Here is a 13,978-nt window from a genome sequence, read left to right as displayed (position 1 = left end):
TGATTTTACGCGGGCATCAAACCTGGAAATCGGCAGCCATGTCGGCATCGGTACGCGCGGCGAGCCGCCCCGACCGGCATGCTGCGGCGAAGGCCTCGTAGTCGCGGTCCACCTGGTCGGCATAGGCGTTGGCGTAGCCCACCAGCGCCTCGGCCATGGCGTCGCTGGTGCCCAGGTAGCCGCTGATCTCCGGCGCCAGGTTGCTCGCCTTGGCATGCGCGCGGGCCAGCGCCCGGCCGCACACGCGCCCGTAGCCGGTCAGCAGTTCGGCATCCATCAGTTCGATCTCGGCCGAGAATTTCATGTCGCGCAACTGCCGGGCGTAGAAGTGGCGGCCGGAGGGCCCCTTGGTCCAACCCAGGAACAGGTCGCTGGCGGCCTGCATCAGGCGCTGCCCTTCCACCACGCGCCGGCCCTCGTGCGTCACCGCCGGGGACTTGAAATAACGCGCCACCACCGATTGCGTGGCCTCCTTGAACTGGAGGAACAGCGGCTTGTCATGGCTGTCCGTGAGTAGCTGGATCAGGCAGCGCGTGCCCACGCTGCCCACGCCCACCACCTTGAAGGCGATGTCCTGGGAGATGAAATGCGAGAGCAGTTCGCGGCGATCGGCGGCCAGCGTGGAGGTGTAATCGCTGAAGCACTTGGCGATCACGTCGGCATCGACGCTCTTCTTCAGCCAGTCGTCGTCCTTCGTGAACAGCGTTTGCTCGCCCCGGATATGGAAGACGGCCGGCGGGGCGTCCAGGATGCGCCAGCGGTGCCCTGAGCGCGCGCTCAGCTTCGGCAGCAGGGTCTCATGCGTACGCGTGGCGGCACGCTCCATCGCGCGGCGGATCTCCTTCTGGGCCGTGGGGTTGAGTGCCTCGGCCAGCAGGCGGTCGAACGTAATGCGGTCGTACCAGGTTTCCAGCACGCCCATTTCCGCATACATGGCCATGCGGTCGCGATAGCTGTTGACCACTTCGCAGACCATATTGTCGGCGGCAGTCTTGCCGTGACGCAGGTGGCGCGCGGCGACGACCATGCTGGCGGTGAGCCGCTTCAGGCCCCACTCCCACGGGCCTGGACTGGTCTCGTCGAAATCGTTCACATCGAACAGCAGCGCGCGCTCGGGCGTGGCAAACCCGCCGAAATTCGAGAGGTGACAGTCGCCGCAGATCTGGATGGTCATGCCCGAGGCCGGCGTACCCGCAAGGTCGTGCGCCTGGACGATCGCGCTGCCTCGGAAAAATGTAAACGGGGACTGGATCATGCGCCCGTAGCGCAAGGGCACCAGCCGCTCCACCCGGCCAGCGCTGCTGGTCTCGAGTAGCGGAATCGGGTCCCGATCCACGTTGCCGACCGCTGCGTGTGTCCGTCGCGGCACCAGTTGGCGCAGCGCCTTGCCACGGGCGCGCCGTTCGTTCAGATCCGCTACATGTTCCACCATGCCTCCATGCCTTGGGCCGGGACAACGATTCAGGAAACAGCGATGTGCAGAGTATGTAACGAAGCTAAGACAAGCGTCGCCCAATGTCAATTTGGCAGCGCACGTCGCATGCATCACATTCGGCCGTGCCTTTGCGGAAAAATCAGACGCCTCCCTACAAAGGTGTCACAACTAAGCGTGTAAGCTTGGGTCTCATCTCGCAGCACTACAACAAGGAACCGTCGAGTCCATGACAAAGAATTTTCTTGCAGCCATGCGTCAGTACGTGTGGTTCAGGGGGGTGAAGCACCATGTGGTCCAGGGCGTGGAAGCCCTGGCCGACCTGCTCAAGTCCCCTTCCGTCGCCGCCCGTGCCGTGGCCGCGATCGTTTCCGAAACCGAACAAGGCGTGCAGGTGTGGGTCTCGTACTTCGGCAAGCCGATGGACCCGCATACGAACTACGTGCTCTGGCCCACGCGGGCGCTGAAGCCCGCCCGACGGCGCATCACGCCGCAACTGCCCCGGTCCTGATCCCGCCGGCCCTGCGTCTCACATCGCCTCTCTCAATCGTTCGACAAGGAGCAGCCATGCCCGAACCGCAACATGATGAAGCGCTGGTCAACAATTTTCTGGAGCGCGTGTCCGCGCTGTCGGTCAGCGCCTTCGATGGTGCTGACGTGACGCAGGAACTCACGCAACTGATGCGCGATGCATCGACCAAGCTGGGCGGCGGCGGCAATATCGCCGTGCTCAAGGGCCGCCTCACCGATCGTGCCGAGGCGGCGGAGCGCGAAGGCCAGCCGCAAGTGCGCGATACGTTCGCGAAGGCGGCGTCGCTGGTGCACGCGTAAGCGTCAGGCGTTGAAATTACGAACTTTGGAAAGTACTGCCAGGAACGCTCTGCCGTGATCGGCAGAGGTTTTTGAAGAGGGCTTCAGAGGTGTTGGTTGCGGGGGCAGGACTTGAACCTGCGACCTTCGGGTTATGAGCCCGACGAGCTGCCAACTGCTCCACCCCGCGTCCGAAGGAGATGGATTATGGGGGATCGTCCCGCATAAGGCAAACACTATTTCCACTTTCTGCACCGTGAAGAAGAACACGCCCGCGAAGGGCGTTTTCTTTTTGTGCATCACCGATGCGGATCATGCGATCCGCCGCACCGTGTGCGCGTCATCGAGATCATCGAGCGTCGAAGCGATGTAGTGGTTCACATGCTCGAGCGCCTCGAGCTTCGTATCGAAAGGATGGCTCGGAAAAGGATTGTGGCGAGCCATCAGGATTTCGCCGTCCACGCGCCGGATGATCTCGATCACGATCCCCCACTTGCCCTTCGGCAAATGGATCACCTCGTAGACGATCTTGAATCCTTCATACTCGGACATGGTGGCTACCTCCGGTCTGCTGCAAGGCGCGAACATCGCGCTTCACATCCAGCCTAGGTGCCACCCCACCGATCAAAAATGATCCAGATCAAGTTCCGCCCCGACAGGCAGGTCACGCCGTGACATACGTCATTGCGCTACCCGCAAGGAACTTTGCTGTCTATCTGACCGGTCCTAAAAGTTTGTCGATGAGTGCATAGGCGGCACTGAAAGCCGCCACTTCGGCAGCGTGCCGCGTGGCAAATTCGTGGCCGCCGCTGGAGAGGATCTCCGTATCGCCGGTATCGGAGGGATCGACACCCTCCTGCGCGATGCGCACCTCGTAGCCGTACGTTTCCGTATCAGACACGCTGCCAGCCACGGCCTGCCGATGCGACGACAGCAGCACGTAGGCATCCATGCCCCGATAGCCCTCTACCCGCCATTCATCCTGGTTCATGCGCGTTCTCCGTGCGATCGACAAGGACCGATGCAGGTTTGAGCGGTATGCGGGCGGAGTGTTCCGGGAGGGAAGGGAAATGCGGGGAGGGAATGCAAAAAGGGCTTCCGTTTCCGGAAGCCCTTTTTGACTCGATAGGTGGTGCGGCTGGCAGGATTCGAACCCACGACCCCTTGGTTCGTAGCCAAGTACTCTATCCAACTGAGCTACAGCCGCACTCGAGAAATGAGATTATATAGAAGTTTTCAATTTTGTGAACCCCCTACGCCGCATTTTTTTCGCCCGGCGCGCTCCGGCCGCGCAACTTCCTATAATGACTACCCGAAGAAGTGATCCGGACCATGAACAAGGCTTTTGTCAAAGAGTCGTCGGACGATGATGACGACGACCTGCCCGAGGGCGCCACGCCGGTGCCTGCCGGCACCAAGAACTACATTACCGCCACGGGCTACAACCGCCTGCGCGACGAGCTGATGCACCTGATCGACGTGGACCGTCCCGAGGTGGTGCAGATCGTCTCCTGGGCCGCCTCCAACGGCGACCGCTCCGAGAACGGGGACTATCTCTATGGCAAGAAGCGGCTGCGCGAGATCGATCGCCGCATCCGCTTTCTCACGCGCCGGCTCGACAAGGCCGAAGTCGTCGACCCCTCGCTGCAGGGCGACAACGACCAGGTCTTCTTCGGCGCCACGGTCACCTATGCGAACCAGTCCGGCGACGAAACCACGATCACCATCGTCGGCATGGACGAGGTGGACCTCGACAACAACCATGTGAGCTGGATTTCGCCGATCGCCAAGGCACTGATCAAGGCGCGCGAGGGCGACACCGTGCCGCTGCGCACGCCGGCCGGGATGGAACAGATCGATATATTGGAAGTCCGTTACCCGGCGAAGGGCGCGGTGAACTAGGCGTCAGCCGTCGTTGCGGTCGCGGAAGATCCGGATCACGTCCGGGTTGCGCCGCAGCCCGCGCATCACGTTGGCCAGGTGCAGGCGGTTCTGGACCTGGATCACGAACTGCATGTACGTGGCTTCCTGGTGGCCGCCCTGCTGCTGCTCCATGGCCACGTGGGCCACGTTGGCGTCGGCGGCGGTCAGGTCCGCGGCCACGCGCGCCACGATGCCCTTCACGTTGCGCACCATGACCTTGATCGACACGTCGAAGGCGCGGGTCGTCTTCTTGGCCCACATGACCTCGATCCAGTGCTCCGGGTCCTTGCTGTGCAGCCGCTTGGCCACCTTGCAATCCTGCACGTGGATCTGCAACCCCTCGCCCTTGCCGAGATAGCCGACGATCGAATCGCCGGGAATCGGCCGGCAGCAGGCCGAGAAGATCATCGACATGCCTTCGTCGCCGGTAATCGGCACGGCCGGCGCTTCCTCGCCCGCGAAGGTCTGCACGGCAGCCAGCAGCGCGCTGTCGACGTCGCCGGACAGCTCCTGCAGCAGGATCTCCATGCGCCGCGCCACCACCGCCGGCACGCGGCGGCCGAGCGCCAGGTCGGCGAAGATGTCTTCCTTGTGCTTGTTGCCGGTCCACTGGATCATGCGATCCCAGACCGCCTGCGGCACCGCCTTGAGCTCGATGCCAAGCTGGCGCGCCGACTGCTCCAGCAGGCGTTCGCCCAGCTGGATGGCCTCGTCGAGCTTGGTCGTCTTCAGGTAATGTCGGATCGCCGCGCGCGCCTTGCCCGTGCGGACGAAGGCGAGCCACGCCGGATTTGGCTTCGAGTACGGCGCCGTGACCACCTCGACGATATCGCCGCTCTTCAGCTCGGTACGCAGCGGCAACAACTCGTTGTTGATCTTGACCGCCACGCACTGGTTGCCGAGGTCGCTGTGCACCGCGTAGGCGAAGTCCAGCGCGGTGGCGCCGCGTGGCAGCGCGCGGATATGGCCCTTCGGCGTGAACACGTAGACCGCGTCCGGGAACAGGTCGATCTTGACGTGCTCCAGGAACTCCTGCGAGTCGCCGGTCTGGCTCTGGATGTCCAGCAGCGACTGGAGCCACTGGTGCGCCTGCTGCTGGATATCGTTGGCGTGATCGGCCTGGTGCTTGTACATCCAGTGCGCAGCCACGCCGGCCTCGGCAATCTGGTGCATGCCGCGCGTGCGGATCTGGAACTCCACCGGCGTGCCGAACGGGCCCACCAGCGTCGTGTGGAGCGACTGGTAGCCGTTGATCTTCGGAATTGCGATGTAGTCCTTGAACTTGCCCGGCATCGGCTTGTACAAGCTGTGCAGCGCGCCCATCGCCATGTAGCAGTGCATCTGCGTTTCCACGACCACGCGGAAGCCGTAGACGTCCAGCACCTGCGAGAACGACAGCTGCTTGTCGTGCATCTTGCGATAGATGCTGTACAGCGTCTTTTCGCGCCCGGACAGCTCGGCCACGATGCCGGCGTCGGCCAGCGCGCGCTCGGCGGCTTCCAGGATGCGCTTGACCACCTCGCGCCGGTTGCCGCGCGCGGCCTTGACGGCCTTCTCGAGCGTAGCGTAGCGGAACGGCGAGCCCACCTTGAACGACAGTTCCTGGAGCTCGCGGTAAATCGTGTTGAGACCCAGCCGATGCGCGATCGGCGCGTAGATCTCCATGGTTTCGAGCGCGATCCGGCGCCGCTTCTCGGGCGGCACGAAATCGAGCGTCCGCATGTTGTGCGTGCGATCGGCCAGCTTGACCAGGATCACCCGCACATCGCGCGCCATCGCCAGCAGCATCTTGCGGAAGCTTTCCGCCTGCGCCTGCTCGCGGCTCTGGAATTCGAGCTTGTCCAACTTGGTCAGGCCATCCACCAGTTCCGCGACCTTGGGACCGAATTTCTCGGCCAGTTCGCTCTTGGTGATGCCCTGGTCCTCCATCACGTCATGGAGCAGCGCGGCCATGATCGACTGGACGTCCAGCTTCCAGTCCGCGCACAGTTCCGCCACCGCCACCGGGTGGGTGATGTACGGCTCGCCGCTCTGGCGGTACTGGCCCAGGTGGGCTTCGTCGGAAAACTGGAAGGCTTCGCGCACCAGCGCCTGATCGGCGGGCTTCAGGTAGGTGAGCGTCTCCATCAGCCGGGAGATGGAGATGACCTGCTGGCGCGGCGGGACGGCCGGCTGCGAGGTCGGACCGAAGAAGTGCCGGTATGACTGCGCCAGCACTGCGTCGATGAACAATTCGCCCGCCGGCGCGGCAGGCAGGGTGCCCTCGATGRGCTCGGCCACGAGGTCGTTGGCCAACCCAGCACGTGACTTGCCTTGCAGCGGCGGCACGACAGACCGTTCCCCGACGACGTTGTCGCCGAGCGGATCGGGCAGGTTCGGGGCGCCGGTTCGGGCGGTCATCGGCATCTGGCCAGACATGGTGCGCCTACCCCCGGGTGAACCCGGCGGCGCAGGCGGCAAGCCGACCGACACCGGCAGTGCGGAGGGCGTGGCAGGCAAAGGGGCGCCCGGGGCCACGCTGGCGGCGGCAACGGGGCCCGGTGCCGGCCGTTCGCCGTCCGTCCGTACGCCGGGCGGACCCGGCAGGACGATCGCGGGATGGATCGCGGACTTGGACGACGATGAAGACATGGGGGCGGCCCCTGGAATCCGGACGAATGCGCGGCTGAATCCGCACGTACGCGAGACAACGATGCACCACAGGCCGCCCTGGCAATCAGGTCGGTACCTTCTTCAGCATCTCGATGCCGACCTGACCGGACGCGATCTCGCGCAGCGCCACCACGGTGGGCTTGTCCTTGGCCTCAACCTTGGGCGTGTGGCCCTGCACCAGCTGGCGTGCCCGATACGTCGCGGCGAGCGCAAGCTCAAAGCGGTTCGGGATGTGTTTCAGACAATCTTCGACGGTAATACGCGCCATATTGAATCCACCTTGAGACAAAACCTGTTCGACAGGCCGTCATTTTACAGCACGCGGCCGAAAACGTTCCGGCCGACCCTTGGGCACCGACCTTCGGTCAGTGAATGCCCAGCTCGATGAACAGCTCGTTGTGACGTGCCTTCTGCGACGAAAAGCGCAGACGGGTGGCACGGACGACGTCTTTCAGCTGCGCCAGCGCGTCATCGAACACCTCGTTGATGATGACGTAATCCGATTCCGACGCATGCGACATTTCGCTGCCCGCGGCCAGCAGGCGGCGCACGATCACGTTCGGCTCGTCCTGGCCGCGTTTCTTGAGCCGCTCCTCGAGCGCGGTCAGCGACGGCGGCAGGATGAAGATCTCCACCGCGTTCGAGAACCGCTTGTGCACCTGCTGGGCGCCCTGCCAGTCGATTTCGAGCAGCACGTCGTTGCCCTGGGCCATCTGCTGCTCGATCCAGACCTGGGACGTGGCGTAGTAATTGCCATGCACCTCGGCCCATTCCAGGAATTCTCCCCGGTCGCGCGCGACGCGGAACTCGTCCACGGTCGTGAAATGGTACTCGCGGCCGTTTTGCTCGCCCGGGCGCGGCTTGCGCGTGGTGTGCGAGATCGACAGGCGGATGGCCGAATCCTGCGACAGCAGCTTGTTCACCAGCGTGGACTTGCCGGCCCCGGACGGGGCCACCACCATGAACAGGTTGCCGGGGTAGGCGGTGTCGATGGCGACGTGCGGCGCGGACTGGGACGCGGTGTGGGACGTTTCACTCATGGTTTAGGACTTATTCGAGATTCTGGATCTGTTCGCGCATCTGCTCGATCAGCAGCTTGAGCTCCATCGACGCGTCGGCCAGCTCCTTAGCGGCGGCCTTCGAGCCGAGCGTGTTCGCCTCGCGGTTCAGCTCCTGCATCATGAAGTCGAGCCGCTTGCCGACCTGCCCGCCCTTCTTCAGGATATGCCGCGTTTCGTTGAGGTGGGCCTGCAGGCGCGACAGTTCCTCGGCAATATCGATGCGGATGCCGTACACCGTGGCTTCCTGGCGAATGCGCTCGCCGATCTCGTCGCGGCTCATCGACGGCATGCCGGACGGCGCGGCCAGGTTGAACGCCTCCTGGAGGCGCTCGGTCAGCTTTTCCTGATGATGGGCGATCAGTTGGGGGATGGTCGGCGTCAGGCGCTCGACGATGGCCAGCATCGCGTCGATGCGCTCCATCAGCGTGGCCTTGAGGGCCTCGCCCTCGCGCCGGCGCGCTTCCAGCAACTGGTTCAGCGCCTCACGGGCGGCACCCGTGACGGCCTCGCGCAGGGATTCCTGCGACAGTTCCGGCTCGACCAGCACGCCGGGCCAGCGCAGGATCTCGCCCATGCGCAGCGAACCGGCGCCGCTGAAGGTGGCGGCCACGGTGGACTCCAGCGCGCGGATCTGGTCCAGCAAGCCCTGGTTCAGCGCCAGCGTGGCGCCGCCGGTATCGGTGCGCTGCAGGTTGATACGGCATTCCAGCTTGCCGCGCGACAGCTCGCCCATGAGCATCTCGCGCAGGGCGGGCTCGAACGCGCGGCATTCCTCGGGGGCGCGGAACAACAGGTCGAGAAAACGCGAATTGACAGTCCGGAATTCCACCGAAACCGATGCGGTCCGGCCGCTGGGCTCGCCCTTGGCGTTTGTCAGCGGCGCCTGGCGCGTCGCCAGGCCATACCCTGTCATGCTGTGGATCATTGTCGGTTATCTCGCGTAAGAGTCGGAAAGGGTCGAAATACGGGTAAATCGGAGCGGTTATCGCGCCCGCCGGGGCGCGCAAAGCCAGCACCGGGGCGGGGGCGCCGGCAGCGCGCCGGCCGGGCAGAAAATCAACGAAAAATCCGGTTGGAAAACGCGGATTTTTGGCAACAGTCCCCGCTAATGTTTTCTTTACAAGTGATCGATTAGCCGGGAGAATCCGGGAGCAAATGAGGTCCCGAATCCTATGACAGAGTCCAAGGGCGCTAACCAACCCAAGAGTGCGCCGCTGCCCATCGGCACGCTGCTGGCCAACTACCGTATTGTAAAGAAGTTGGCCAGCGGGGGGTTCAGTTTCGTCTACCTCGCCACCGATGAAACCGGCGCCCCGGTGGCCATCAAGGAATACCTGCCGTCCTCGCTGGCCCGCCGCAACCCGGGCGAGCTGATTCCGGTCGTCCCGGAAGAGAACGCGGCCTCGTTTCGCCTGGGCCTGAAATATTTCTTCGAGGAAGGCCGCTCGCTGGCGCGCATTTCCCATCCGAGCGTGGTGCGCGTGGTGAATTTCTTCCGCGAGAACTCCACGGTCTACATGGTCATGAACTACGAGCTGGGCAAGACGCTGCAGGAGCATATCCTGCAGGCCCGGCAGCAGGGCAAGCCCAAGGTGCTGCGCGAGCGGTTCATCCGCAAGGTGTTCCACGACCTGATGAGCGGCCTGCGCGAAGTCCATATCCACAAGCTGCTGCACCTGGACATCAAGCCCGGCAATATCTACCTGCGCGAGGACGAATCGCCGATCCTGCTCGACTTCGGCGCCGCGCGGCAGATCCTGACCATGGAAGCCGCCCGCTTCCAGCCGATGTACACCCCCGGTTTCGCCGCACCCGAACTCTACGGCAAGCACAGCGACCTCGGCCCCTGGACCGACATCTACAGCCTGGGCGCCACGCTCTACGCCTGCATGGCCGGCATGCCGCCGCAGGAGGCCAACCAGCGCGAGAAGGAAGACCGCATGGGCGAGTCGATCTCCCGGCTGCGCGCCACCTATACCAACGGGCTGGTGGACCTCGTCGAATGGTGCCTCCGGCTCACGCCGTCCGAGCGCCCGCAAAGCGTGTTCCGCCTTCAAAAGGAGTTGCGCGACCAGAGCAACGCGCTGGGCGAGCAATCGGCCGCCGCGGCGGCAGCCAACCCTGCTGGGCCCGTTACCGAACGCATGAACGCGACGAGCCGCTTCATGACCTTGCTGCGCCGCCGCGACGACACCGCCACGACGCAGAGCGGCGATTAAATCACTACGCGTCGGCCCCGCGCACCCGCCGGGCTGACCCTGACCGAACCTCACGACAACATGCGATTCTCCGTCTACCAGGAAAGCCGGAAAGGCGGCCGCCGTATCAACCAGGACCGCATGGGCTACTGCTTCACGCGCGATGCCCTGCTGATGGTGCTGGCCGACGGCCTGGGTGGCCATGCGCTGGGCGAAGTCGCCGCGCAGCAAGCCCTGCAGACGCTGGCGCGCCAGTTCCAGACCCAGGCCCGCCCGGCCATCCGCAATCCGGCGGACTTCCTCCAGGACACGGTCATGCTGGCGCACCGCGAGATCCATCGCTATGCCGAAGCCAACCGCCTGGCGGACGTGCCGCGCACCACCGTGGTCTGCTGCCTGATCCAGAACGGCCAGATCCACTGGGCCCACGCCGGGGACTCGCGCCTGTACCTGATCCGCAAGGGCACCCTGCTCACCCGCACCCGGGACCACTCGAAGATCGAAAACCTGCTCCAGCAGGAGCGCGTGCTGCCGATGGACGTCGCCAACCACCCCGAGCGCAACAAGCTCTACAACTGCCTCGGCTCGCCCAACCTGCCGCTGATCGACATCGGCGGCCCGGTGCGCCTGGAACCGGGCGACGTGGCGATGCTGTGCTCGGACGGCCTGTGGGGCGCGCTGGAGGAGAAGGTCATTGTCGACCGGGTGACCAGCCTGTCGGTGGTGCACGCCATCCCGGACATGATCGAACAGGCGCTTCAAAACGCCGGCGAAGGTGCCGACAACACCACAGCCATCGCCATGATGTGGGAAGCCGACGCCACCGTGCCGAACGACGACGCCGTGCTGACCGACACCCTGCCGCTGAACGCCTTCACCACGTCGATCCTGGAACGGACGGGCAACGAGAGCGACCTGCTGTCCGAGGAAGAGATCGAACGGTCGATTGCCGAGATCCGCGCCGCGATCGACAAGACCACCAATTTCATGCGCTGAGGTATCGCGCACGGGACTCCGGCGGGCACGCATGGCCCGCCGGCGTTAGAATCGCGGTCTCACCCGATTCCAACGAAAGATCCCCATGCGACCCAGCGGACGCGCAGCCGATGCGCTGCGACCCATCACCCTGACCCGCCAATACACCCGCCACGCGGAAGGTGCCGTGCTGAGTGCCTTTGGCGATACCAAGGTGCTGTGCACGGCCAGCGTGCTGGCCAAGGTGCCGCCGCACAAGAAAGGCAGCGGCGAAGGCTGGGTCACGGCCGAGTACGGCATGCTGCCCCGCGCCACGCACACCCGCTCCGACCGCGAGGCCGCGCGCGGCAAGCAGACCGGCCGCACGCAGGAGATCCAGCGCCTGATCGGCCGCGCCATGCGCACGGTGTTCGACCTCGGCGCGCTGGGCGAGTACACCATCCATCTCGATTGCGACGTGCTCCAGGCCGACGGCGGCACCCGCACGGCCGCCATCACCGGCGCCTTCGTGGCCGCCCATGACGCCGTGAGCAAGATGCTGGCCGATGGCCTGATCGCAAAAAGTCCAATTCTTGACTTCGTGGCCGCGGTCTCCGTGGGCATGGTCGACGGCGTCCCCGTGCTCGACCTGGACTACGCCGAGGACAGCAGCTGTGACACCGACATGAACGTGGTCATGACCGGCAGCGGCGGCTTCGTCGAAGTACAGGGCACCGCCGAAGGCGTGCCGTTCAGCCGCGCCGACCTCGACGCCATGACGCGCCTGGCCGAAGCCGGCATTGCCGACCTCGTGCGCCACCAGAAGCTGGCGCTCGGCCTGTAAGCGACGAGAAACGTGCAAAGCAAAAGGGGATGACGATGCAACGCCTTGTGCTGGCCTCCAACAATCCCGGCAAGCTGAGCGAGTTCGGCGCGCTGCTGATGCCGCTTGGCATCGACGTGGTGCCGCAGGGCGACCTTGGCATTCCCGAAGCCGAGGAACCGCATCCGACCTTCGTCGAGAACGCGCTGGCCAAGGCGCGCCACGCCAGCCGCCTCGCCGGCATGCCGGCGCTGGCCGACGACTCGGGCATCTGCGTGGACGCGCTGGACGGCGCGCCGGGCGTGTACTCGGCCCGCTACGCGCAAAGCGTGGGCAAGCCGAAGTCCGACGCAGCCAACAACGCGCACCTGATCTCGCAGCTGGCCGGCAAGCTCAATCGCCACGCGCATTACTACTGCGTGCTGGTGCTGGTGCGCCATGCCGACGACCCGCGCCCGATCATCGCCGAAGGCACCTGGGCCGGCGAGGTGGTCGATGCCCCGCGCGGCGCCGGCGGTTTCGGCTATGACCCGCATTTCCTGCTCCCGCGCATCGGCAAGACGGCCGCCGAACTGAGCGCGGAAGAGAAAAACGCCATCAGCCATCGCGCGCTGGCGCTCCAGGGGCTGGTGGCCCGGCTCCAGGCGGCCAGCCTGAAGGTTCGCGCATGATTCCGATTCACCCCGTCAGCAGCGGCAAGCCCGCTGTCTCGGCTCCCGTCTCTCCCGCCGACAACCAGCAACTCTGGCTCAAGCCGGGCCAGATCGCCCTGCCCGGCTCCCCGCCGCTCTCGCTCTACGTCCACATCCCGTGGTGCGTGCGCAAGTGTCCGTATTGCGATTTCAACTCGCACGCGGCGCCGGGCACCGTCGGCGGACAAGACAGCCACGACATCCCCGAAGACGCCTACCTCGACGCCCTGCGCGCCGACCTGGAACAATCGCTGCCGCTGGTCTGGGGCCGCCCCGTGCATACGGTGTTCATCGGCGGGGGCACGCCGAGCCTGCTGTCCGCCGCCGGCATGGACCGGCTGCTGTCGGATATCCGCGCACTGCTGCCGCTCGATGCCGACGCCGAGATCACGATGGAAGCCAACCCCGGCACCTTCGAGGCCGAGCGGTTCGCGAGCTATCGCGCGAGCGGCATCAACCGGCTGTCGATCGGCATCCAGAGCTTCAGCGACCGGCATCTCCAGGCGCTGGGCCGCATCCACGGCGAACGCGAGGCGCGCGCGGCCATCGACATCGCGCAGGCCAGCTTTGACAACGTGAACCTCGACCTGATGTACGCGCTGCCGGGCCAGACCGTGGAGGAATGCGTGCGCGACCTCGAAGCGGCGCTGGCCTATGGCACCACGCACCTGTCGATGTACCACCTGACGCTGGAGCCGAACACGCTGTTCGCCAAGTACCCGCCCGCACTGCCGGACGAGGACATCGCCTACGAGATGCAGGACATCATCGAGGCCCGCACCGGCGAGGCCGGTTTCCGGCACTACGAGACCTCGGCCTACGGCAAGCCGCACCGGGAGGCGCGGCACAACCTCAATTACTGGCGTTTTGGCGATTACCTCGGCATCGGGGCGGGCGCGCACGGCAAACTGTCGTTCCCGCACCGGGTACTGCGCCAGATGCGGCACAAACACCCCGCCACCTACATGCGCGAGGCGATGGCCGGCAACGCCGTGCAGGAATCACGCGATGTGAGCGCCGACGAACTGCCGTTCGAGTTCATGCTCAACGCGCTGCGGCTGACCGACGGCGTGCCGGCATCGAGCTTTCACGACTACACCGGCCTGCCGCTGCACACCATCAGCAAGACGCTGGCCGAGGCCGAGAAGAAGGGCCTGCTGGAAGCCGACCTCGCCACGATCCGCCCGACCGAACTGGGCCGGCGCTTCCTGAACAACCTCCAGGAGATGTTCCTGAAGGACTGAGCCGGCGCCCTCCTGCCCCAATGAAAAAAGCCACGCATGTTGAACTGACCCCCAGAAGTTGGACGGTTGATGGCTAGGCCGGAAAGGGCTGAGTCCTGTATTGCACGGGACTCAGCCCTTTTAGTTTGAGCTTGATGCGGTCATGATTGTAGTAGTGAATGTATTGGCGCAGTCCATCCTGCAGTTGCT

16 protein-coding genes and 2 tRNA genes are annotated in these 13,978 nt (G+C 64.9%); 8 read left to right on the top strand and 10 right to left on the bottom strand.

Going from position 1 to position 13,978, the window contains the following annotated elements; all coding sequences use genetic code 11:
- Positions 1–16 precede the first annotated feature (16 nt).
- Entirely contained in the window at positions 17–1,432 is a 1,416-nt protein-coding gene (locus tag AC1DFU_RS10095; RefSeq protein ID WP_477159779.1) for a DUF2252 domain-containing protein, read from the bottom strand.
- Between the two features lie 229 nt (positions 1,433–1,661).
- Here AC1DFU_RS10095 and AC1DFU_RS10090 point away from each other — a divergent pair, with 229 nt between their 5' ends.
- Positions 1,662–1,943, top strand: coding sequence for a hypothetical protein (locus AC1DFU_RS10090; RefSeq protein WP_092292251.1), 282 nt, complete (start codon positions 1,662–1,664; stop codon positions 1,941–1,943).
- Between the two features lie 56 nt (positions 1,944–1,999).
- Entirely contained in the window at positions 2,000–2,263 is a 264-nt protein-coding gene (locus tag AC1DFU_RS10085; protein ID WP_092292249.1) for a hypothetical protein, read from the top strand.
- 93 nt (positions 2,264–2,356) lie between these two features.
- Here the strand turns inward: AC1DFU_RS10085 and AC1DFU_RS10080 are convergent.
- The 4 genes from AC1DFU_RS10080 to AC1DFU_RS10065 all read right to left on the bottom strand — a co-directional run bounded on the left by AC1DFU_RS10080 (position 2,357) and on the right by AC1DFU_RS10065 (position 3,449).
- Positions 2,357–2,432: transfer RNA gene (locus AC1DFU_RS10080), tRNA-Met, on the bottom strand.
- 122 nt (positions 2,433–2,554) lie between these two features.
- On the bottom strand, positions 2,555–2,794 hold the full coding sequence (locus tag AC1DFU_RS10075) for a hypothetical protein (protein ID WP_441591910.1): 240 nt from the start codon (positions 2,792–2,794) through the stop codon (positions 2,555–2,557).
- 160 nt (positions 2,795–2,954) lie between these two features.
- Complete coding sequence (locus AC1DFU_RS10070; protein WP_092292245.1) at positions 2,955–3,233, bottom strand: hypothetical protein; 279 nt, start codon at positions 3,231–3,233, stop codon at positions 2,955–2,957.
- A gap of 139 nt (positions 3,234–3,372) precedes the next feature.
- Positions 3,373–3,449, bottom strand: a tRNA-Arg gene (locus AC1DFU_RS10065).
- 125 nt (positions 3,450–3,574) lie between these two features.
- Between AC1DFU_RS10065 and greB the strand changes: the two genes are divergently transcribed.
- Positions 3,575–4,144 carry a transcription elongation factor GreB gene (greB, locus tag AC1DFU_RS10060; RefSeq protein ID WP_092292243.1) on the top strand — a complete coding sequence of 190 codons (570 nt, stop codon included), beginning with the start codon at positions 3,575–3,577 and terminating at the stop codon, positions 4,142–4,144.
- Between the two features lie 3 nt (positions 4,145–4,147).
- On the opposite strand, the gene AC1DFU_RS10055 is transcribed toward greB, so the two are convergent.
- The 4 genes from AC1DFU_RS10055 to AC1DFU_RS10040 all read right to left on the bottom strand — a co-directional run bounded on the left by AC1DFU_RS10055 (position 4,148) and on the right by AC1DFU_RS10040 (position 8,803).
- Positions 4,148–6,565: a RelA/SpoT family protein gene (locus tag AC1DFU_RS10055; RefSeq protein ID WP_477159858.1), complete on the bottom strand. Its 2,418-nt coding sequence runs from the start codon at positions 6,563–6,565 to the stop codon at positions 4,148–4,150.
- 316 nt (positions 6,566–6,881) lie between these two features.
- On the bottom strand, positions 6,882–7,085 hold the full coding sequence (gene rpoZ / locus AC1DFU_RS10050) for a DNA-directed RNA polymerase subunit omega (protein WP_006578656.1): 204 nt from the start codon (positions 7,083–7,085) through the stop codon (positions 6,882–6,884).
- A 97-nt stretch (positions 7,086–7,182) separates the two neighbouring features.
- Positions 7,183–7,857: a guanylate kinase gene (gene gmk, locus AC1DFU_RS10045; RefSeq protein WP_092292241.1), complete on the bottom strand. Its 675-nt coding sequence runs from the start codon at positions 7,855–7,857 to the stop codon at positions 7,183–7,185.
- A 10-nt stretch (positions 7,858–7,867) separates the two neighbouring features.
- Positions 7,868–8,803 (bottom strand): YicC/YloC family endoribonuclease, encoded by a 936-nt coding sequence (locus AC1DFU_RS10040; protein ID WP_092292239.1) that lies wholly within the window; start codon positions 8,801–8,803, stop codon positions 7,868–7,870.
- Between the two features lie 247 nt (positions 8,804–9,050).
- On the opposite strand from AC1DFU_RS10040, the gene AC1DFU_RS10035 reads away from it, so the two are divergent.
- From AC1DFU_RS10035 to hemW, 5 genes are all read left to right on the top strand, one after another.
- Entirely contained in the window at positions 9,051–10,097 is a 1,047-nt protein-coding gene (locus tag AC1DFU_RS10035) for a serine/threonine protein kinase (protein WP_092292237.1), read from the top strand.
- A gap of 60 nt (positions 10,098–10,157) precedes the next feature.
- Entirely contained in the window at positions 10,158–11,072 is a 915-nt protein-coding gene (locus AC1DFU_RS10030) for a PP2C family protein-serine/threonine phosphatase (RefSeq protein ID WP_092292235.1), read from the top strand.
- Positions 11,073–11,157: 85 nt separating this feature from the next.
- Positions 11,158–11,874 carry a ribonuclease PH gene (rph, locus tag AC1DFU_RS10025; RefSeq protein WP_092292233.1) on the top strand — a complete coding sequence of 239 codons (717 nt, stop codon included), beginning with the start codon at positions 11,158–11,160 and terminating at the stop codon, positions 11,872–11,874.
- 35 nt (positions 11,875–11,909) lie between these two features.
- Positions 11,910–12,524, top strand: a complete 615-nt coding sequence (rdgB, locus tag AC1DFU_RS10020) for an RdgB/HAM1 family non-canonical purine NTP pyrophosphatase (protein ID WP_092293271.1) — start codon at positions 11,910–11,912, stop codon at positions 12,522–12,524.
- Positions 12,521–13,789, top strand: coding sequence for a radical SAM family heme chaperone HemW (gene hemW / locus AC1DFU_RS10015; RefSeq protein ID WP_441591905.1), 1,269 nt, complete (start codon positions 12,521–12,523; stop codon positions 13,787–13,789). The genes rdgB and hemW overlap by 4 nt, the downstream gene beginning before the upstream one ends.
- A gap of 73 nt (positions 13,790–13,862) precedes the next feature.
- Here the strand turns inward: hemW and AC1DFU_RS10010 are convergent.
- Positions 13,863–13,978, bottom strand: a 116-nt coding sequence (locus tag AC1DFU_RS10010) for an IS3 family transposase (RefSeq protein ID WP_441592170.1), incomplete at its 5' end; no start/stop codon positions are given.

It is taken from the genome of Cupriavidus sp. 10L45 (genome assembly GCF_056395225.1).
Note: the sequence above shows the minus strand (reverse complement) of the source record. Positions and strands in the feature narration are given on the sequence as shown.